The following is a 21,902-nucleotide window of genomic DNA, read 5'->3' on the forward strand; positions in this document are numbered from 1 at the left end:
CGGAATTCACCTCTTTAAACCATTTTACGCAAAAATAATGTAAATTGCTATCTCTATATTAGAGGACAACGCTCACTTTTCCTAATAATTTGCACTGTGTTTTTTATATTTTTTATATGATATGTAAAAATCACATTTTTTCCTTCACTTCGTTAAATAGTTTTCTTTCTTTTTTGAATTTGCTACAATATATTTTATCCCGTGTTAATGCCGCGAGATACATTTCGACAATTGAATACATACTTTAAAGAAGGTGACAGGCTTGAAACAATCAGCACATGAAGTAGCAAATTGGCAATATTATTTTGCAATTGCCGTATTTTTAGTCACGTACGGTTTTATTATTTCTGAGAAATTGAATCGTGCTGTAATCGCACTATTCGGTGCTGCTATTATGATTATTTTTGGAATTGTAGATTTACATACTGCTTTCACCTCACATATCCAATGGGAAACGATCACCCTTCTAATTGGGATGATGATTCTCGTACATATTACGAGTCAATCAGGCGTATTTGAATTTGTAGCCATTAAAGCAGCAAAAGCAGCTGGCGGAAAACCAATCCGCATTTTATTATTACTATCCCTATTAACCGCTGTCGGTTCTGCATTTTTGGACAACGTAACAACCGTATTATTAATCGTACCTGTTACACTATCCATTACACGTATTTTAAAAGTAAATCCTGTTCCTTACTTAATCTCAGAAGTGTTATTTTCAAATATAGGCGGAACAGCAACATTAATCGGTGACCCGCCGAACATTATGATTGGATCGGCTAATAAGCATTTAGACTTTAATGCCTTCTTATTAAACTTAGCTCCAATCGTAATTATTATTTCTATCGTTACACTTGGCATTATTTACTTCATGTATCGTAACAAACTAAAAACAACAACTGAGCAAATTAAAATACTGATGGCATTAAATGAAAAAGATTATATTAAAGATCAAAGCCTCCTTTTAAAATCCATTACAATTTTAGGACTAACTATTTTAGGCTTTGTACTTCATTCTATTATTCATGTAGACGCTGCCGTTATTGCGATGACAGGTGCTACACTTCTCATGTTAATCGGTGTGAAAGAACATGATATTGAAGATGTATTTGCCCACGTTGAATGGGTAACCATTTTCTTCTTCGCCGGACTATTCGTTCTCGTTGGCGGGTTAATTGATATCGGACTTATTTCTTCACTCGCAAAAGAAGTACTCGACGTAACAAATGGCGATATCGGTTTCGCTGCTATACTTATCTTATGGGTATCTGGCATTGCATCTGCGACAATTGACAACATTCCATTTGTTGCAACGATGATTCCACTTATTCAAGATTTAGCTACAGGACTCGGACTATCTGTCGATTCTCCGCAAATTGAAGTACTATGGTGGGCGTTATCACTTGGAGCTTGCCTAGGAGGCAACGGAACATTAATTGGAGCATCCGCAAACGTAGTCGTTGCTGGTATTGCAAAACGTGAAGGACATGGATTCTCTTATATGGACTTCTTAAAAATCGGTTTACCATTAACAATTATTGCATTATTACTATCACACGCTTATATATATTTACGTTACTTAATGTAAAAGTTGTATTGCATGAAATTATATCGTCAAATACAAAAGGTTTGCAGCATGGTGCTGCAAACCTTTTTTCGTCACCAAAATATACCTATAATTGCTAATCCACCTAAAATCATACCACCAATTTGCCCGATAATTGCTGGTGATAATTGAACACCTTTTCTCACTTCAACAACCGGTCTTTCATGCCTTAATTGCTGCACTTCACTTTGAAGTTGGTGTACACTTCCGTGTAACTCTTTTATAAGTTCCTTTAATTCAGCGACCTCTTCGTTTACTGGTTTTTCTTTTTCTAAATTCATCTCGCATAACTCCTTATATGTTCAATCAGTACACTGTAAATTTTCGCCAATTATCATTATTTCTCCTGCATACCATATATTCAACAATTCTATTTTTTATAGTTTCTTTTCACACCTAAAAAACATAGCTTCATTAAAATTTAGCAGGTGTACCTTGGTGAAAATACATTTGCCACCTTCCTTCTCTAAATTTCCAAATTGAACTACGTAACGAGTGTTGATTATTTATTTCATTGAATATTCGATAAGTAGTTAATACTACATCTTTGGATAAAGGATGTACTTCAAAATCACTTAAAGTCATTTTTACCACGCCTATTCCATTTTTATCGATATCCTCATTTTTATATAAAACTTTACCAGAACTCCCAAACTCAAAAAAATCATCTGCAAGTATCTTTTTAAGCTCTTTTTGAGATGTGCGAACCTCTGGCTTAAGTAATCGTTCCTCTAGCTGATATAAACACTCTCTTAATGAAGAGAAACCTTCCATTAGTACACCCCTTCCTTCTGATCATCTGAATATTAGATTTTTCTCACCACACTATACAATTATTCTGTATGTTTTTACTAGTTTTGCAGCTCAATCCATTCATCCCGCAATATTCCCATAATCATACGATCAAAACACTTCCCATCTCTTTGAACCGCTTCTCTCATACAACCTTCTATCTGAAAACCCATCTTTTTATACAGTGCAATGGCAGGGTTATTATACGAAATAACATCGAGACCGATGCGGTGTAAATTCATTTCATAGAAAGCATACTTTAAAATAAGATGTATTGCTTCTTTCCCATATCCTTTTCCTCTATCATTTACTTCTCCTATACCAATTGCTAATAAACCCGTTCTGTTATTCCACTCTACGCCATGAATTGCAACAAAACCAATTAAGCGATCATCTTGAACTGTTCTTAACATGAAAGAAACACTATTGGATCTCCGTCCCTTTAATAGCCCATCACTCGCTATTTCATGTAACGATTGCGGGAATGCTAAGTCTGTATCTACATTTCTTAAATATTCACTATCCTCTTGCCACTTAGCCATTACTTCAGCATCTGCTTCTCTAATAGCTGATAATTTAATATTTTTATTTTGAAAAAGATTCATTGTCATTTCAAACTCCCCCTTTATTAAATAGCGGGGATACTTATTCTAGCCTATTTATCCCCTTGTTCCATAAACTGTTTTATAAACGGGATACTTACAATAAGCGCTGACATTGGCACAACTCCCTTGCATTGAATTAACTTCATTTTACATTTTTTTGTTTTTTCAAACAAACCAATTATTGTTTTCTATTATTTAGAACTATAGTATACTTAATTATTCTTCAGATTATTCAATCAAAACAAGAACTCACAGAAGGTGAAATAATGTTTTATGTAAAACAACTACTCTATTTTACTTATGAACAAGCATTATCTTGTTTATTCCCTGTCGTTATTTTCTTGACACTAGCCCTATCAAAAATCATTTCGATTCCAGGGCTATATCGCTATGATTTCATACTCATTGTCTGTCTTCTTATGCAGTGGATTATGTACAAGACTGGACTTGAAACAAAAGACGAACTAAAAGTAATTACTGTCTTCCACCTCATCGGCCTTTTACTAGAAATATATAAAGTTCATTTCGGTTCATGGAGTTACCCTGAAGAGGCATATTCAAAAGTTTTTGGAGTTCCACTTTACAGTGGTTTCATGTATGCAAGTGTCGCAAGTTACATATGCCAAGCGTGGAGAAGATTGCATTTGCAAATGTATCATTGGCCGAGGGCTATTTTTGCCGTGCCATTAGGAGCTATGATTTACTTCAATTTTTTCACACATCATTTTCTATATGACTTTAGATGGGTATTAACTTTACTTTTATTTACTATTTTCTTTTGCACATTTGTGGAATTTTCATTACAAGGTGTTACATATAAAATGCCGCTCATACTCTCATTTTTCCTTATCGGATTCTTTATTTGGATTGCGGAAAACATCGCTACCTTCTTCGGAGCATGGCAATATCCAAATCAACGGGAAGCGTGGAATCTCGTTCACTTAAGCAAAATTAGCTCCTGGTTTTTATTAGTTGTTATTAGCATTATGATTGTGACACAACTCAAACATTTGAAGCAGTCGAAAAGATAATGCTGATTATGTAAAAACAGTTAGCCCATCACTCATTAGAGAGTAATGGGCCTTTTTTATTACTATTTTTCAAACCGTTCTCATTAAAGGAGTTATAGATTCATCATAATTTACAAAAGCATAAGCAGTTACACATTATGAACTAGTACTAGCAGAAGATGTTGCTGCAGATGAAGCGGCAATCGTTGCCATCATAGCTGCTTGTTGTGCTTGTATGAGGACTTCTATCATTGTTTGTAAACCTGTGTTGGTAGCGTTACTTTCCTCACCTTTCTGACTTACGAACAGTTGAATAGCAATAAGAATATTCGTATCTGTATGCCAACGTAATAATTTCTCCCCCTGCAATTTTTCAATCAATGCTCGAATAGAATGAATCTCTTTTTCTCCATCCTCAAGTAACGCTAGTAGCCCAATAGCTGGGTAATGCATCTGTTTCACTTTTACCTTTTCTTGCTTTAACAAATTCCATATGTTTGTGCATTTTGCAACTAACATTTCTTCACTGACATCCTTCTTTAGTGAAAGAATATGACTTAAAAATTGAAGATCATTCCCTTTACGCAAGCCAGCTGTCGCTAGTTTCTGATAAAGACGTTCCACTCGGTCCATAAGTGTTTCTACATTCTCTGATTGTCCTGCTAGTAAAACCGCGAGCGGATAATCATTTGTACCTGTAAGAAAAAGATGATCCTCTTTCATGCGTTTATATACTTGCATCGAACGCTGAATGTGCGTGCCATACTGTTCATCTTCTTCTGTTAAAAGCACAGCTGCTGCGAGATAAGTAAATATACTCCGGCTAAAGCCACCAGTGACCAATTGTTCATATAAATCTAAAAACTTCCGAAAAGCTTCCTTGTAATCTGTAAAGTGAATATCTAATGTTGCGGCCACTACAAAGCGATGATAAGAATTTAAGTATGAAAACATCCCTACCTGATTCTTAATATAACTACTAATTTCTAAAAAACGTCCGAGATCAAACAATTTATCACTACCTGCATACATAGCAGCAATCATCATTCCTGTTCGAGAATCACTCGTTTTCCATTTTAGTTCTCCCTTTAACTGTGCATATGTATGTGTGTATTGCTCCAACTTTTGTTCCAATGTAATCATAGTATTCCCCCATTTTCTAGTTCCTCTCTTTTATTATACGTATATTCCATATTTAGGAATACCCTATTTCATACAGATTTTGCAACCTTATACTTTCTTCTGTATTATTTTCAATATTTTTCTATTAAGTGATACAAAAAAAATAATAACTACCATAAAATTTAGGATGTTTCTTTATCCTAATAGGTTGGTTTTCTTTCCTTCTTCATCAGCATCACGATGATTAGCGTTCATAATCCTTAATCCTTCAAGAAGTTCAACAACAAAAAAGGATAGATAATAAATTATCTACCCTTTTTTGTCTATATATTATTTAACATTACCAAAAACTAAAGAGCCTTAATAATACGTTCCATCGCCTTCATTTGCCCAATATGGTCTGCTTCATGATAAAGCATCATACCGTAAAGCTCTCCTACTGTTTCCAATCCTAGGAATGGCTCTGGAAGTTTATTTTCAAATGCTTCTTCTGGAATTGCATTAATACGCTCTGCTTGTTCTTTTAATTGAGACGTTAACACGTCTAATGATGGCCCTTCTGTTTCCCATTTAGATGGTCTTGATCCATATCCAAACATACCTGGATATTCAGTTGGCAAGTGTTTAAACTCTCTTCCAAACATGAAAGTTTCTGCTGCACTTAACACGTGACCAATATGCCAACGGATTGTATTGTTAAAGCCCTCTGGCTGCGTATCCGCAGTTTTATCATCTAACGTTTCCATAAATTTAAGTAATGCCCCACGCGTAATTTCAAATTGTTTCAAGCCAACTATTCTATTCACTCTATCGTTCCCCTTTTTTATGCACAGTTTATTATGAGTTAAAAATGTTCCACTTATTAAAGTTTCACCTTATTTAATTTATCAGAAACAATTAAGAAATACATCTAATATGCTTAGTAAAAATAATAAAAAGGTTCCCCCTCGTAAATATAGAATTACTTACTACACAAATAGTTTAGTAAATAAAAGAGGAGTGTCATGGCATGTTAGATGTTTTAAAACAACAATATAATCTTATTAGTTCTACAAGAGCAACTCTATTTACATTTTTGGAAGAAATTCCACAAGAAAAATTGCACAGTACGGTTCCTAACTTCGGAAGTGGCAGCATTATAAAAACACATATTCATGTAGCCGATTGCTACCGATACTGGCTTGGATCATTCGCATTCAAGCAAAAACGAGCAGATTTTTCATTTGCTAGCGATTACGAAATTGAGCATGCAGATGTCGAGAAAGTTCGTGCTAGGTTTAAGTTAGTCGATGAGGTTGTAATACGTTTTTTAGATGAATACAATAACCGTTGGCTTGAAAATATAGCAAATGAAGTGAAATGGCAAAAAGAAGCTTGGAGCACAAATCCGCTATGGCTTTTAACTCATACGGAGACACATGAATTTCATCATAAAGGACAAATCGTATCTATGGCTCGTTACCTTGGATATACTCCTCCTGATACAGACCTTATTAGTTGATTCAAAGGCCCCGATTACCGAAAAGATTAGAATGAATACAGATCGAGCATGTTTTGAAAACCAATCAAAACATGCTCTTGAAATATGCTATCTTAAAATTTTTATAATATCATCAATACCAAATTGTCTCAGCATAATTATAAGCATCACTATTCGGAATTGCATGTTTCCCCTGCGCTTGAGCCTTTCTTGGATCTAAGTCATATACCATTGGCGTATAACATGATGTTTGCCCTTTATTTACAACACCATTTCCTCCAGCACTCCCGCAAGTATATGCCTTTCCATCAGTTTTTCTAACAATCCTTGCATCAGCTTCGTTATTATAAACTGCTGGACGAGTTACAGTAACTTTTGCCCACGCTGTCTTACACGTCGTGCTAAATTTTAATTCCACATAAGAATTTGAATCAATCCACTTCTTTTCTTTCGTTACTGCTGATTGATCACAACTATTGTAATATGGACTTTTCCCATCATACGAATGGTCTTCTGCATATGCTTTATCACTATTAATCGTACTAAATAAACTAGTTAAAACGAGAAACGACAGACAAAAACATGCGCTCAGCTTTTTTAAAAGTTTCAAAGTATTTCACTCCTTTTTAATAGCGTCCTGTTTTTCCATAACCGTTATTAAACGTAACTGCTTCAGCATCTGCTGTGTATCCGAAATCAGCAGTTAAATCAAATACCATTCCTGTATAAGTGCTCGTTTGACCTGTTTTAATTGCTCCATTACCACTATTAGAGTCTACTGATTTTTGAAATACACCGTTTTTATATTTATTAATAACAGCGTAAGCATATATCCCTCCAGAAACGGAAGGTGCTGGTTGATCTAAAACAAGCTTAGACCATGCTGCATGACATTTATTACTGTAATGTAAATACACTGTCCCTACTTTTTTACTACCTTCATAAACTGCTGTAGACTCTGCATTAAATCCATCTGCATCACACGTTGTACTTCCCCCGTATACTTTCGTTGTTGCTGGATTTTTCCCGTCATAATAACTACTTAAATCAGTAGCTGCAAATGTACTTCCTTGAAAACTAAATAATACCCCTACACTCGCTGCACTTAACACACATACTTTCATTAGCTTTTTAAACATTGTAAATCTCCTCCCTCAAAATAATTACGTATAATAAAGACAATCTATCCCCTATGTACGCCCCTCCTTTCATGCTTCCTAGAGGCATCTTACAGAAACGAATAAACGTTGTAAATTTCCTTATGATTATTAGAATATACGAAGAAATTTACTTATCCTTGTAAGAAAAAAAGTTGAGAAATACACATTTTATAGCATTCTTTATTTAAAACATAAAAGAACCGATACTTGTTTCATTCAAGCATCGGTTCTTTATACAAAAGTGCCATTTTTTCTTTTATATAAAATAAATATTTCTCCACTTAATCCGTTGTAAAAGACTCCCTCGTCACATCAATAAATTGCTGTAACGGCGATGTCATCCATTTATCTTTATGCCAAGCAATTTGTGTATAAATCGGAGTGATTGTATTTTCTAAATGTAACTCTTTTATCGTCCCTTCTCGTATGTCTTTTTCTACAACTATTGCCGGCAAAACTGCTACACCTAAATCTGCAATAACACATTGTTTAATCGCCTCGACACTAACAAACTCAATCTTATTTGCCGGATATACGTCTTCCGCACGAAATAACTCTTCAAATAAAGTTCGATACGAGCAACCTAGTTCTGTTAGTAAAAGTGTTTCGCTTTCTAAATCTTTTGTAGAAATGGAAGGTTGTTCAAGTAAACGATGCGTAGGAGCAGCTACTACTTTTAATTCTTCTTTCATAAGTGGCTCCACATGTAAAACATCCTCTGTTTTACATTCGTCTAAAATAAATACAAGATCTACTTTCCCCTCCATCAATTGCTCCTTCGCATCTTTATTGGAATGCGCAGGTTTAAATATAAGCTTTATTTGGGGAAATTGTGCCTTAAACCTTTTTAATATGGAAGGAATCCTGTATGTACATTGACTTTCTTGTGCACCAATTATTAACGTACCTGCCATTTCCTCATCATCTTTCACAGCCATTTTCGCTTCGTTACTAAGCGCAATCATCTTATCGGCATATAGTTGAAACTTCTTTCCTGCCTCAGTTAAAAAAAGACGTTTTCCTAATCTCTCAAATAATGGCGTACCGAGCTCAGCCTCTAACGTTTTAATTTGCGCTGTCACGCTCGACTGAGCGAAGTTTAATCTCTTCGCAGTTTGTGTAAAGTTCAAAGTCTCTGCAGCTACTTTAAATGTAATTAATTGTTTTATCTCCATTTATCATCCCTCTTTTCAATCGATATTTCCGATTGATTTTATCGAAATAATCCTCTTTGCCTATTGATATTTGTATTGTATGATAAAGAACATCGACAAACAATATAAATGGAGGTATTCCATATGAAAGCACTTTGTTTCGGAACATTCGGAGACGCTAATGTACTACAATATAAAGAAATACCTGATCCAATCATAAATCCAAATGAAATTCTTATTCGCATGCAAGCAATCGGTTTAAATTTCGCTGATATTTATAGACGCCGCGGCGATTATCATCTCGCTGGTAACCCACCTTATATATTAGGTTATGAAGGCGCTGGTATTGTTGAAAAAGTAGGAGCTAACGTTACTACTATCAATCCCGGAGACCACATTGCATTTGCTGACGTTCCATTCTCAAATGCAGAATTAGTTGCCGTTCCATCTGAAAAAGCAATTACACTTCCAAATTCTATTTCTTTTGAAACAGCCGCTTCTGTCTTATTACAAGGATTAACAGCACATTATTTAACGAAAGATAGCTATCAAATAAAACAGGGTGATATAGCTTTAGTACATGCCGCAGCTGGTGGTGTTGGTCAGCTTCTCATCCAAATGATTAAACTACAGGGCGGAACAGTAATCGGTCTTACATCATCAAAAGAAAAAGCACAAGTAGCTACGTTAGCTGGTGCTGATTACGTATTTTTATATACTGAAGCATGGCCTACGAAAGTACTTGAAATAACCAATGACACTGGCGTAAATGTTGTGTATGAATCAGTAGGTTCTACATTAGAGGAAAGTTTTAACGCTACTAAAATTGGCGGTACTGTCGTATTTTACGGAATGGCCGGCGGTAATCCTGCGCCAGTTGATCCACGTATGCTTATGGATACTTCAAAGACTTTAACTGGCGGAGATCTTTGGAACGTGCTTACTACTTTTGAGGAACGTAAGCAGCGCTCCACTCAATTATTTGATTGGATTGCTAGTAGAAAATTAAACATCGCGAGTCCTACTACATTCTCTTTACAAGATGGTGCTCTTGCACATGAATTATTAGAGAGCCGAAAAAGTACTGGGAAGATTTTATTAATCCCGTAATCTTTACAATTTAAAAAAGAAAAGATAAGCATATAAAAGAGCATCGATTCCGATGCTCTTTTAGTATGGAATTTTGTTAGTTTCTTTTTATTCCAGTAATTTTCGGCTCATCATATGAAATAATGTCGATGATATGGTTCAAACAAGGAATTTGATAGTGAACGAACTGCTCTTCAGGAAATATAAATTCAGCAATTGTTCCTGCTTTAACAAAATCCAAATATCTTAATTTTGAGTAAACTCTAAAAATTCTACCTTCTGAAATTTCGTAGTTATCCATTACAGTAAACGATTCATTAGTAACGGAGTAAGCAACATACGATTCAAAATCCAATTGCACAATTGGCAGATTGTCATCAACATCAATGGATGATGCTTCTATTTCAACCTCATCTGTAATTTTCGCGAGTCCCTTAGTTTTGTTAACTTTACACCTATCAATAAGTACCCTCAGTGAATTTTCTTCAGGTTCAAACAATTTGTTTAAATATATATATCCTTTAAATTCCATCAAATCTTGAAAATCCATTATTTCCCCCCATTTTGAAAATCTATCTGAAACAGTTGCGAGTCTCTTTACATAACTACTCAACCAAGATTTTATACACCTATTCTAATCAACTGTAACATAAATCATTGTACACTCTTACTTTATGTTGAAAGTGGTACTGTTTTTGGTACAAAGTCAACGAAAAATGATTTAAATCAATAAAAAAAAACCTTCCGCTTATGCGAAAAGGCATACGATCTTATTTGTTATTTTGAGTAAAACTCACCCTAAAAAGATCTCGTTAAGATCTTTCTAGCTTCTTTTTCTTATTTCTATTTGAGATATAATTATATTTCCACACTTTCTTTCCCTTTTGCAACATAGCTCATATCTCCAACCGACTCGACTGTATATGTTCCATCTTGATATACAATCTTCGTCACACTAGCATTTTCCACTCCAAGCTTTGTTTTGCTACTATCTAACAGTTCTATTAAGGTAGTAATCAAAAGCCCATGAACGACAACTAATACGTTGCCGCCTCCATTTTTAGCAGCATCTTCACTAATTTTATCAATCTCTGTTTTTATACGAGTAGAAAATAATTCCCAATCTTCCGCTTGTTTCGTAGGGTCTGCTGCTCTAATAAGATTAATCACTTCTTGAATAGAAAACTTCATGAGTTCTTCTGGTGATGCAACGCCCGCAGCTTTTCCAACCGCATCCCACATATTTTCAAGTTTTTCACCTTCAAAAATACCAAAATTCAATTCTCGTAAATTTTTTCTTTTCTCAAGTTTTAACTTTGATTGCTCACTATACTTTAATACTAAATTAGCAGTTTCAATCGCTCGGCCGCTATCACTACTATACGCATTCGTAAAATGAATATTTTTTAATCCCGTTCCTAAATTAGAGGCAACTTCAACACCTTTTTCTACTAACGGAGAGTCTGCCCAACCTTGTGCGCGATGATTCGCATTTAATATTGTTTTACCGTGTCTTGTAACATATAACGTAACTACATTCTCATTGCTATCTGTTTCTCGCCTATTCATTCTCTTCTCTCCCTTTACATTTCTATATCGATTTTACCACTTCAATTATTCATTGAGCAAAATATACGTAAGTGCATTTGCTTAATAAAAAAAGCTATCTTTCTGTATATCCCTACAAAAAGATAGCATCTTTTATGATTACATTTCTTAACCGATACTCCTACTCAGCAAAAGCACTCGAATATTGTACAATTCCTTCTACACCTTGAAGAGCATTCTCTCTTAATTCCATCACCATAAACACTTCTTCCGGCACTTCAAACGGTGCTTATATATTCCACTCACTTGCTTTTTTAAATCCGAATTTCGGATAGTACTCTGGATGCCCTAATACCACAACAGATTCATATCCTAGTTCTTTCGCTTTTTCTAAAGCAGCTACGATAAGTTTTCCGCCAATTCCTTTTTTCTGATGGCCCCTAGCAACTGAAACCGGTGCAAGTGCTAATGATTCTACAGAAGTTCCATCCTGTTCTATTGTAATTTTTGATAACAAAATGTGCCCGACTATTCCCTCATCAACCGCAACTAATGATAATTCTGGAATAAATGCATCACATTTTCTAATACGTTTTACAAGTTCATGTTCTGTTTTATCACTGAATTCTTCATTTAAAAACGCTTCTTTTACAACTTCTTCAGTCTTACTATAATCATTTTGTTGTTCTTGTCTAATCTTTATCACTTTATATTATCCTCTATTCTTTCTTATTTCTTTTTCAATTTTACGAAGCGCTTTTTTCGATCCGCGCTCAATATCATGTTGCATTTTTCTTTCTTTATAATCAACAAATAGTGTATTTAAATCATATCCTTCTGGGTATAGTTCTTTCGCCGCTACCTCTAAAGTAATACGTTTTACATTCACTTCAACAAATTCACCGTTATAATATACAACGACATTATAGAAATTATCTTTTTCCTTATAGATGATACCAAAATCATCATGATCCAATAAATTCACACGGTCGCCGATTTTATATTCATAGTCATTTTCTCTTTTTTCTTGCACGAATTTCGGTTTTCTAATTTTACTTTCATTCACTTTTTCTATAGCGTATTCTTTATTTCCCATATACTCTTTCGCTCTTTGCAGTACATGTTCTCTCACATTCATTTTATTCGCAATCCAAAGTGCATTACTTTCACCTGATTTACCGATTACTAATTTATAAAGTGGTTCTAGTGTCTCACTATTAAATTGCATCGCTGCATTCATAAAATCATCATGCATTTCTGAGAATCGTTTAATTTCACCATAATGTGTACTCGCAACTGTAATACATCCCGCAAGATAAAACTCCTCTAAAATAGAAATTGCAAGTGCTGCCCCTTCATTCGGTTCAGTCCCGCTTCCTATTTCGTCAAATAACAGTAACGTATTATTATTTGACATTCTCATGATTTCGGAAAGATTTTTCATATGAGATGAAAATGTACTTAGTGCATTTTCGATACTTTGATTATCACCAATGTCTACAAATACATTTTCGAAAATAGCAATTTCTGTTTCTTTATCTCCAGCGATATGAAGGCCTGACATTGTCGCTAATGTTAACAATCCGATTGTTTTTAGCACAATTGTTTTCCCGCCCGCATTTGGCCCTGTAATAATTAAACTTCGGTAGTTTTGACCGATTTCAAAGTTTAATGGTACTACTTTTCCACTTAAAAGCGGATGCTTACAATTCACTAAATGAATGTAGCCATGATCATTTAATTTCGGCTCTATTCCATCGATTGATTTACTAAACTTCGCTTTCGCAAATACCATATCATATTGGCTAATCAATTCCATATTAATTTTTATATGATAAATATTTTCTAATACCATTCCTGATAAAGTCGCTAAAATTTGATACTCTTCCATCGCTTCTTCTGCTTTCAAACTTGCGAGTTCTACATTTAGCTTTGTAACCGTATGTGGTTCTATAAATACAGTAGAACCTTTTGCAGATGCTTCAACAATACTTCCGGCAACTTGATTTTTGTAGGTAGATTTGATCGGAATCGTATAGCGATCATCCTTTTTACTAATAAAGAATTCCTGAATATACTTCTTATTTGCACTACTATTTAAAAACTTCGTTAAACGTTCTTTTATTTTCCCATCAACAGAATCAATGTTATTTCGAATTCGTTTTAACTCTTTACTAGCCGCTGCATCAATGCTATTTCCTTTAATTGAAAAGTTAATTTCCTCTTCAATACTTTTAAATTCAGTCATTGAATTTGCATAAGAAGCTAATACAGGCGCAAAAAATTCTTTATCTAGCATAAACTTTTTAATCTTTCTACATCCACGTAAAAAGTCTGAAACGCTCACTAACTCTGCTGGATCTAAAATCATCCCTTTTTCTAATTTTTGAATTGTACTAGCGATATTGGATATTCCGAAAAAAGGCACATGCCCTTCTGCATCTACTATAGCTCGTGCTTCTGTCGTTTCATTTAAGCGATTTCTCACTACTTTTATACTCGTACTCGGCTCTAATTTATTTAATAATTCCTTACCTAATCCACTTACACAATATGATTTCACTATTTCCATTAATTCGTTATATTGTAACTTTTCAAAAGTCATCGTATTCATTTTGTTTCTCCTCACTATGATTGGTTTTTATCATCAATGAAGATACCTACTCATTAGATTCCAATGAGTTCTACATTATTCAATTCCCATTTTTATACATTAAAAATATACACAAAAAAGCTGCGGGGATACCGCAGCTTTTACATTTACAAGGCAAGTGTAATAACGTATAAGGAAATAAGCCATCTAAAAAGTATATGGCAATCCCTATTATTACACGCTTTATAAAGTATTGTAGGTATCTTCATAGGTTTCGAAATAAATGCATGACAAAATTAGGGGTATGATGTACATAAAAATCCCCTGGTCTTATCCGATTTATTTCATTAAATTTTTCCTATTTAGTACCTACCGCACTCACAAAAAGCACCTCTCATTAATTTATATTATAGTCATTGAAATCTAATTTACTGAAATCATCATACTATATGTTTTGCAAGAAGTAAAGGTGTCAGACTATTGCCTTTCACACCTGAGGAAGGTCCCTTTTTTCACTTCGTAGACTGTAAAACTTTCATATATTCAGCCTTTTTCTCAAGGGTCTTTTTCGCATCTTCAGCCGTTAATATATAATCTACCGCAATATGTTGTAATACTTCCTTATTAGCATTTGGCAACTGAATCGTAATATCATCCACACTACTCTTACTATCTTCAATCGTTTTATTAAATTCCTGAATACTTCTTGCAACCCCAGCTAATGTCTCCATATGTGCACGGTTGTTTAAATCCAAAAAGATATTACTTCTGAAAACCGCCGTAACATAATGCTTCGGATGTTTCTTCGCTATTTCTTTCTCAGTATTTTTATCGAAAACAGTATCCCCCGCCTGTATTTGATCGAAAATAAGGATAGTATTATTCTCTTTTTTTTCATAATATGTATTGAATCTTTCTTGTAAATCATTCGCTTCTTTTTTTATTTTATAGTTATCATTATTTACTTTTGGAGAGATTTGTCCCTCGAAAGAAAGTTGAAATTGCAAATACGGTTCATCGACTTGCTGTACAGAAACTATCCGCCACTTTGGACCAAGGAAATCTTTTCCGCTATCCAGTGTTTCAACTTGGTTTAGTTTAACAGAAATACCATACTCCGATTTTGTATAACTTTGTGCTTTTTGTTCAAGTTCTTCATCCGTTATATCACATGATGTTAATAGTAATAAAATAAATACTATGCTATATTTCATTTTTGTTTTTTTCATATTTCCTCTCCTTTCGCTACTACTGCCTATACAGAAATGTCCTTATAGATTTGAAATTACAATGTATATAAAAAACTTCTTCTAATAATTGCTACACCACTTTGTCTTCTCTGACATTAATAATAAAAATTCATCATCTTGCTTTAGAAAGCCCTAATAACTATAAGTGTAAAAACACCCAATTACCTGTAAAATTACACTTATAGTGTAATTTTACACTATAACCATTTTATCGTAAAGCAAATTTAATCTATTTTTTAAAGAGGAAAAATCACGTTAAAAAAATACTAATATTTATTTCTATAGCAATCACAATACGATTTTTATTATTATAAGTAACGATATACAAATCTTTTACATTCAAAATTCGGAATTACGCTATAACTATTCAAGCCTTGCAATTTACAGCAAGGCTTCTTAATTTCCAGCAGGGATTTTTTTCAATTTGTTGTATTTCATAGTTATATAGGAATATAACTCATATTTAGAAAGGAAATGAATATGACTGAACTTAAAGATCGACTACAAGTAGCTGATAAAGAGAAATGGGATTCAACGGATATTTACCATATAATTGAAGATTAGGGAAGCGATTTTCATAAAATTGAAGTATTAACGAAAGAATTACACGAGTTGGTGGGGGTTCTGGGGTAAGAGCTACATCCGCCAGAACTGATCTATTACCTTTAAACCAAGGAGATGTTCTTCGAGTACGAATAAGAGAAGCCACGGGTGACATTATTTATTCCAACGCATCTCTTGTTGTTTCAAAAGTCGACTAGTTCATTTATTAAAATAAGGATTTAGGAATGATAACAATATAAAAAGAAGAGGAAAACTTATATTTCAGTCTGCCCCTTCTTTTTCATCACAAATTTACTGTTGAACATATATTGAAACAGAGCCTCCATTTACATGGAACTGCCCCCATCCATCTTTATTAATTGTTACAGTATTTGTTTGATTACCCGTAATATCGTACCATACTTCCCCCGCGTTTTTCTTTCCAACATCCATCCATTTTGTTCCTCCTGGCCCATCAGAGATTAATGTTGCTAAACCAGAATTAGCATGTACACTATCACCTTCTCTTGTCCAGCCAATCACATCTGGATGGTCTAAATAATCACGCTGCGTACCATATGCAAAGTTTTTTCGTGCCGTCAAAATTGGATCAATTTTATCCTTTAACGGCGGAATTTCATAGCTACTACTTCCATTTGTACCGTAGTAATCACCATAGAAAACAGAAGGATACCCCTCTGCACGTGTTAAAATAAATGCATATGCCAACGGTTTAAACCACGGATTCACTACAGATTCCAATGACTGGCCAGGCTGTGAATCATGATTTTCAACGAGAGTAACTGCGAGTGCTGGGTGATTTTGCATTACTGTTCCATTTAAAATATTTCTCATATCATAATTCCCATTTCCTTTTGAAGCATAATGAAAATTGTAATGAAGCGGTGCATCGAACACAGATTGATTATAATTTACCTTCGCCAAATAATTGTTTAAAACCTGAATATCATTTTGCCAATATTCAGCTACTGTAAACATTTCCTTCCCCGTTTGCTTTCTAACATGATTTACCCAATCACGAAGATATTCATGATCAATATGTTTAACAGCATCTAAACGAAAGCCATCTAAATTTAATTCATTCGCATACCACATTCCCCAATTTTTCATCTCTCTCGCAACATCAGGATGATCAAAATCAAGATCTGCATACATCAAATAATCATAGTTCCCATTTTCACTGGACACTTCCCTGTCCCACGCTTTACCTATGCCTCTAAATTTATAAATGCGATTTAATTTTCTTCCTTCGTCCCAATCTGTTCCGTCAAAATGATACCATTTCCATTTGAAATTAGAATAAGAATCTCCGCGCCCTGGAAAGTTAAACCCCGTCCATGCATTAATTTCATAATCACCTGATACTTCAATATTTCGATTGTTTCGGTCTACCTCTACAGCTGTTACAGTTTCAGTATAATCAGCCCCACCTTTATGGTTCATAACTACATCACCATACACATCTATGCTTTGCTTATGTAAAGCTTCAATTGCAGATTTCAACTGTGCTTTTGTCCCATATTTCGTCCGCACCGTTCCTTTTTGATTGAATTCCCCCAAATCATATAAATCATACGCTCCATATCCTACATCATTTTGTGAAGTCCCTTTATATGCAGGTGGTATCCATACAGATGTAATTCCTTTATGGGCTAAATTTTCAGCATCAGAACGCAAACGATTCCAATGATTCCCATCATTCGGAGCGTACCACTCAAAATACTGCATTAATGTTCCATTGTTTATCGTTGCTGCTTCCGCCTTATTCCCCTCATATATATTAGGAAAAAGTAAAATAAACAATAAACAGACTACCATAATCCTTTTCAACATATTTACACCATCCCCTTCAAGAAAACGTTTGCATAATTTATTAAAATTATTATAATATTCGTTCTACAGTTAGTAAAGTAGTAATCTTTTAATCTCTCACATTATTTTTCATGTAACTTCACATATTCCACGAGTACCCCCCACATAGTTTTAATTTCACATCTTATTCAAGATTGTTTACAATTTACCTATAAAATCATAACGGAGGGATTTTCATGACAAACTTTCAAAAACAATTTTTCGTACGATTAAATATAGAAGAAAAAGAAGCAGTTTCATTTGAAGATTTATCTCACATTATGTATGCAATGTCACAATCTGTCCCTTTTGAAAACTTAAATATTCTCGAAAACAACTTTACAGAAATATCAAAAGAAAATCTAAAAGAAAAAATTTTAATAAACAACCGTGGCGGTCTTTGTTATGAACTAAATCCGGCTATGTATTACTTCCTTAAAGACTCTGGATTCGATGTTCATTTAGTTTCAGGGACAGTTTATAACGCTGCTAATTCTATATGGGCTGTCGATTCTGGACATATCGCAACCGTTTTAAAACATCATCATGAACTTTATTTAATTGAAGTTGGATTCGGATCATACTTACCTCTTGCTCCTGTTCCTTTCTCAAGTGAAGTCGTTCACTCCGTTACAGGAGATTATCGTATTCGTAAAGAAGTGACCGAAAAGGGAAACTACATTTTAGAGATGCGTAAAAATAATGAGTTTTTGGATCAATCTTCTGCTGATGATTGGACGTTAGGCTATGCATTTTATTTAGAAGAAGTGGATGAAGAAAAAGCAAATGCAGCACAAAAAATTATCGTTGAACATGATGGCTCACCATTTAATAAAGTACCTCTTATTGTAAAACTAACTGAAGATGGGCATGCATCTTTAACAAAGGATAGTCTGACAATAGTGAAAAACGGTAAAAAAACGAAAGAAACCGTTACAGATGCGCAATATACAAATCTTTTACATTCAAAATTCGGAATTACATTATAATTTTTTAAGCCTTGCCATTTTAGCAAGGCTTTTTAATTTCCAGCAGGGATTTTTTGCAATTTGTTGTATTTCATAGTTATATAGGAATATAACTACATATTTAGAAAGGAAATGATTATGACAGAACTTAAAGATCGACTACAAGTAGCTGATAAAGAAAAATGGGATTTAACGGACATTTACCATACGATTGAAGATTGGGAAAACGATTTTCATAAAATTGAAGTATTAACGAATGAACTACACGAGTTTAATGGAAATATTCACGATGGCAATAGTTTATTAGCTTATTTAACAAAGAGTGAAGAAATATCTAGCATAATATCTTTAATGTTCGCTTATGCACGATTACAATCCGATCTTGATACACGCGATACTGACGCTCAATCCCTTGTCGATAAAGTATCACAATTACACGTGAAAGTAAGTGCGGCTAAATCTTTCTTTTCCCCATTCTTACTTAGCGTAGATGAAAACACATTACATGCTTACATAGAAGAAGCAGAAGGCTTACAATATTATAAAGAAGACTTATTTGAATTATACCGTTATAAAAAACACGTTTTGAATAAAGATCAAGAAGAGATTTTATCACAAATGGGCGAAGCACTCTCCTCCCCGCAGCATACATTTGGCATGTTGAATAATGCAGATATAATTTTTGGTGAAGTGACTACTGATGATGGAGAAACAGTAAACTTAACACGCGGAATGTATGCAAAGTTAATAGAAGATGAAAATCGCGAGAAACGTAAAGAAGCTTATAAAGCTTATTACAAACCATATGTTCAGTTAAAAAACTCTATCGCTTCTACTCTATCTGCTGCTATTAAAAATAATGTTACCGTTTCAAAGCTAAGAAAATACCCATCAGCTTTAGAAAAATCATTATTTGGCGATATGGTTCCGAAAGAAGTATATGAAAATTTAATCGATACGACGAAAAAAAACATTCAATCATTACATACATATAATGAACTTAGAAAAGAAAAATTAAATGTAGATGAACTAAGACAATACGACTTGAGTGTTGATTTAGTAAAAGGTGTAAAGCAAGACATTCCATACGACGAAGCGTTTGACATAATGATCGCGTCACTAGCTCCTTTAGGTGAAGAATATATCGAAACATTAAAAAGCTTTAAAGATAAACGCTATATAGACGTGAGAGAAACACCTGGAAAACGTTCTGGCGCTTATAACTTTGGTGTATACGGTGTTCATCCTTTCATTCTTTTAAATCATCACGATGATTTAAATAGCCTTTTCACTCTAACTCATGAATGTGGCCACGGTATGCATACGCATTACTCACACGGATACCAACCAAGAATTTCTGCACACTATACTATCTTTGTTGCAGAAGTCGCTTCTACAGTAAATGAAGTGTTATTAATTCACTATTTATTAAAAGAAGCAAAAGAAACGAACGTGCGTAATCATTTAATTAACCATTTTATCGAGAGCTTTAAAGGTACTTTCTTTACACAAATCATGTTTGCTGAGTTTGAAAAAATCACACATGAAATGGCTCAGCAAGGTAAACCATTAAATGCCCAAGTCTTTAATGAAATTTATGAAAAGTTATTTAGAGAATATAATGGCGACTCCCTCGTATTTGACGAAGAAGTAAAATATGGCTGGTCTAGAATCCCTCATTTTTACCGTCCATTTTACGTGTACAAATACACAACGGGCTTCGCCTCTGCAATCCAAATCGCCGATAAATTATTAAGCGGCGATCCAAATGCTCAGAAAAATTATATTGAATTCCTTAAAGGTGGAAGTTCTGACTATCCATTAAACCTACTGAAAAAAGCTGGCGTTGATTTAACTACGCCAGAACCGATTGAAAGTGCACTAAATCGTTTTAATGCACTTGTTGAAGAGTTTTCAGCATTGTAGAAAAAAGCATGCAGAGTATATGCTCTGCATGCTTTTTTCATTTGAATCACTTTACTCTAAATGCTGCTGCGTCACACAATGAATCATACCACCATACGCATACAATTCATTTACATAAACACCAACAACTCTTCTACCTGGAAATTGCCCTTCAATAATTTGAATCCCTAACTTATCATGTTCATCACCGTATATAGGAACCAATACAACTTCATTGCCAATATAAAAATTCAAATACGAACCTTTACAGTCTGCCTCTTTTACCACTTGTCTTGTTACAGGTACTGGGATGAGCTGAAATGGATTTCCATCTATATTTCTTGCTTGTCGCAATTCTTGATAATGTTTTTCTTGCGCCTCCAAAAGGTACGACTCTCCTTCCCCAAAAGGATCATATTCATAAAGAATCGTATTTTCATTTACAAAACGTGCTGCACCATCAATATGGTAATCCGTATCTTCATCATAATTATCCTCACCGCGAATACCAGTTATCCATATAAAATTCGTTACTCCCAAATACTTTGTTAACTCCATTTCAATCTCTTCCTGACTGAGTGTAGGATTTCGATTCTCATTTATAATAGAAGTTTTCGCTGCCATTAAGGTCCCGTTTCCATTTATCTCAATTCCTCCACCTTCTAGACAGACACTAGATTCAACTTTTGGAATATTATACATTTCACTTATTTCGGCCGGAATAACAGCATCGTTTTCATACGGATATTTCTCCCCCCAACCATTAAATACCCAGTGTGTTAGGCGGAGATTTCCCTCTTTATCTTTTACAAATATCGGTCCATTATCTCTGATCCAAATATCATTAGTTTCTTGAATTAAGAAATCAATTTTAACCATATTCACTTTCGTTTCAATTAACTTCGATTGGACATGTGCTTTTTCTTCTTCATCATATACAACAATATGCACATTTTCTCCATAATGAAGCTCCTTTGCCATCGTTACCCAAATATCATCCAACTTAGCTCTGTAACCTTCACCTCTATGGGTTCTGTCATGAGGCCATTGGAGCCATGTCCCCTCATGCTTTTCCCACTCAGCAGGCATATAAAACAAACTATTTTCCATATTTCTCATACATGTTCACCCCTTTTCTGAATGTACGTCCAGTCTATACTTTGACATCGTGTTAAGGTCAACAGGAATATATTCATTTACTTGTA

19 protein-coding genes and 3 pseudogenes are annotated in these 21,902 nt (G+C 34.3%); 7 read left to right on the plus strand and 15 right to left on the minus strand.

All coding sequences use genetic code 11. The features are described from left to right. Positions 1–262: 262 nt before the first annotated feature. Positions 263–1,588 (plus strand): ArsB/NhaD family transporter, encoded by a 1,326-nt coding sequence (locus tag BWGOE10_RS17250; protein WP_070144275.1) that lies wholly within the window; start codon positions 263–265, stop codon positions 1,586–1,588. A 71-nt stretch (positions 1,589–1,659) separates the two neighbouring features. Here the strand turns inward: BWGOE10_RS17250 and BWGOE10_RS17255 are convergent, their stop codons facing one another. The 3 genes from BWGOE10_RS17255 to BWGOE10_RS17265 form a co-directional block, all read right to left on the minus strand. After that, the gene (locus BWGOE10_RS17255) at positions 1,660–1,887 is read right to left on the minus strand and encodes a hypothetical protein (RefSeq protein ID WP_070144276.1); all 228 of its coding nucleotides are present in this window, start codon (positions 1,885–1,887) and stop codon (positions 1,660–1,662) included. 133 nt (positions 1,888–2,020) lie between these two features. Then, positions 2,021–2,380, minus strand: coding sequence for a DUF4440 domain-containing protein (locus BWGOE10_RS17260; protein WP_002066428.1), 360 nt, complete (start codon positions 2,378–2,380; stop codon positions 2,021–2,023). Positions 2,381–2,457: 77 nt separating this feature from the next. Further along, positions 2,458–3,009, minus strand: a complete 552-nt coding sequence (locus BWGOE10_RS17265; protein WP_070144277.1) for a GNAT family N-acetyltransferase — start codon at positions 3,007–3,009, stop codon at positions 2,458–2,460. 260 nt (positions 3,010–3,269) lie between these two features. Here BWGOE10_RS17265 and BWGOE10_RS17270 point away from each other — a divergent pair, with 260 nt between their 5' ends. Continuing rightward, positions 3,270–4,034, plus strand: a complete 765-nt coding sequence (locus tag BWGOE10_RS17270) for a DUF817 domain-containing protein (protein ID WP_070144278.1) — start codon at positions 3,270–3,272, stop codon at positions 4,032–4,034. Between the two features lie 135 nt (positions 4,035–4,169). On the opposite strand, the pseudogene BWGOE10_RS17275 reads toward BWGOE10_RS17270, so the two are convergent. Then, a pseudogene (locus tag BWGOE10_RS17275) lies at positions 4,170–5,206 on the minus strand (DUF4003 domain-containing protein). 279 nt (positions 5,207–5,485) lie between these two features. Beyond that, the gene (locus BWGOE10_RS17280; RefSeq protein ID WP_070144280.1) at positions 5,486–5,941 is read right to left on the minus strand and encodes a DinB family protein; all 456 of its coding nucleotides are present in this window, start codon (positions 5,939–5,941) and stop codon (positions 5,486–5,488) included. Positions 5,942–6,144: 203 nt separating this feature from the next. Between BWGOE10_RS17280 and BWGOE10_RS17285 the strand changes: the two genes are divergently transcribed. Further along, positions 6,145–6,636, plus strand: coding sequence for a DinB family protein (locus BWGOE10_RS17285; RefSeq protein WP_070144281.1), 492 nt, complete (start codon positions 6,145–6,147; stop codon positions 6,634–6,636). A gap of 112 nt (positions 6,637–6,748) precedes the next feature. Here the strand turns inward: BWGOE10_RS17285 and BWGOE10_RS17290 are convergent, their stop codons facing one another. The 3 genes from BWGOE10_RS17290 to BWGOE10_RS17300 form a co-directional block, all read right to left on the minus strand. Beyond that, positions 6,749–7,225 carry a DUF2690 domain-containing protein gene (locus BWGOE10_RS17290; protein ID WP_070144282.1) on the minus strand — a complete coding sequence of 159 codons (477 nt, stop codon included), beginning with the start codon at positions 7,223–7,225 and terminating at the stop codon, positions 6,749–6,751. Positions 7,226–7,241: 16 nt separating this feature from the next. Further along, positions 7,242–7,754 (minus strand): DUF2690 domain-containing protein, encoded by a 513-nt coding sequence (locus BWGOE10_RS17295; RefSeq protein WP_070144283.1) that lies wholly within the window; start codon positions 7,752–7,754, stop codon positions 7,242–7,244. 302 nt (positions 7,755–8,056) lie between these two features. Continuing rightward, positions 8,057–8,950 carry a LysR family transcriptional regulator gene (locus BWGOE10_RS17300; RefSeq protein WP_070144284.1) on the minus strand — a complete coding sequence of 298 codons (894 nt, stop codon included), beginning with the start codon at positions 8,948–8,950 and terminating at the stop codon, positions 8,057–8,059. A 123-nt stretch (positions 8,951–9,073) separates the two neighbouring features. On the opposite strand from BWGOE10_RS17300, the gene BWGOE10_RS17305 reads away from it, so the two are divergent. Continuing rightward, positions 9,074–10,039, plus strand: coding sequence for a quinone oxidoreductase family protein (locus BWGOE10_RS17305; RefSeq protein ID WP_070144285.1), 966 nt, complete (start codon positions 9,074–9,076; stop codon positions 10,037–10,039). A gap of 76 nt (positions 10,040–10,115) precedes the next feature. Here the strand turns inward: BWGOE10_RS17305 and BWGOE10_RS17310 are convergent, their stop codons facing one another. From BWGOE10_RS17310 to BWGOE10_RS17330, 5 genes and pseudogenes are all read right to left on the minus strand, one after another. After that, positions 10,116–10,568 carry a hypothetical protein gene (locus tag BWGOE10_RS17310; RefSeq protein ID WP_070144286.1) on the minus strand — a complete coding sequence of 151 codons (453 nt, stop codon included), beginning with the start codon at positions 10,566–10,568 and terminating at the stop codon, positions 10,116–10,118. Positions 10,569–10,876: 308 nt separating this feature from the next. Beyond that, positions 10,877–11,587, minus strand: a complete 711-nt coding sequence (locus tag BWGOE10_RS17315) for a histidine phosphatase family protein (RefSeq protein WP_070144287.1) — start codon at positions 11,585–11,587, stop codon at positions 10,877–10,879. Between the two features lie 160 nt (positions 11,588–11,747). Beyond that, positions 11,748–12,272, minus strand: a pseudogene (locus BWGOE10_RS17320) (GNAT family N-acetyltransferase). Positions 12,273–12,278: 6 nt separating this feature from the next. Beyond that, a complete protein-coding gene (locus BWGOE10_RS17325; RefSeq protein ID WP_070144288.1) occupies positions 12,279–14,180 on the minus strand; it encodes an endonuclease MutS2 in 1,902 nt (633 codons plus the stop codon). Positions 14,181–14,671: 491 nt separating this feature from the next. Next, on the minus strand, positions 14,672–15,388 hold the full coding sequence (locus tag BWGOE10_RS17330; protein ID WP_070144289.1) for a hypothetical protein: 717 nt from the start codon (positions 15,386–15,388) through the stop codon (positions 14,672–14,674). Between the two features lie 626 nt (positions 15,389–16,014). On the opposite strand from BWGOE10_RS17330, the pseudogene BWGOE10_RS30320 reads away from it, so the two are divergent. Beyond that, positions 16,015–16,170, plus strand: a pseudogene (locus BWGOE10_RS30320) (exosporium leader peptide); the annotation flags it as partial. A 94-nt stretch (positions 16,171–16,264) separates the two neighbouring features. Here BWGOE10_RS30320 and amyS read toward each other — a convergent pair. Then, a complete protein-coding gene (gene amyS, locus BWGOE10_RS17335; protein ID WP_070144290.1) occupies positions 16,265–17,806 on the minus strand; it encodes an alpha-amylase in 1,542 nt (513 codons plus the stop codon). A 215-nt stretch (positions 17,807–18,021) separates the two neighbouring features. Between amyS and BWGOE10_RS17340 the strand changes: the two genes are divergently transcribed. Next, the gene (locus BWGOE10_RS17340) at positions 18,022–18,813 is read left to right on the plus strand and encodes an arylamine N-acetyltransferase family protein (protein ID WP_070144291.1); all 792 of its coding nucleotides are present in this window, start codon (positions 18,022–18,024) and stop codon (positions 18,811–18,813) included. 117 nt (positions 18,814–18,930) lie between these two features. Beyond that, a complete protein-coding gene (gene pepF, locus BWGOE10_RS17345) occupies positions 18,931–20,718 on the plus strand; it encodes an oligoendopeptidase F (RefSeq protein WP_070144292.1) in 1,788 nt (595 codons plus the stop codon). A 51-nt stretch (positions 20,719–20,769) separates the two neighbouring features. Here pepF and BWGOE10_RS17350 read toward each other — a convergent pair whose 3' ends face one another. Then, positions 20,770–21,816 carry an agmatine/peptidylarginine deiminase gene (locus tag BWGOE10_RS17350; RefSeq protein ID WP_070144293.1) on the minus strand — a complete coding sequence of 349 codons (1,047 nt, stop codon included), beginning with the start codon at positions 21,814–21,816 and terminating at the stop codon, positions 20,770–20,772. Between the last annotated feature and the right edge of the window lie 86 nt (positions 21,817–21,902).

This window comes from Bacillus mycoides (assembly GCF_001757995.1).
GTDB classification, from domain to species: Bacteria; Bacillota; Bacilli; order Bacillales; family Bacillaceae_G; genus Bacillus_A; species Bacillus_A mycoides_B.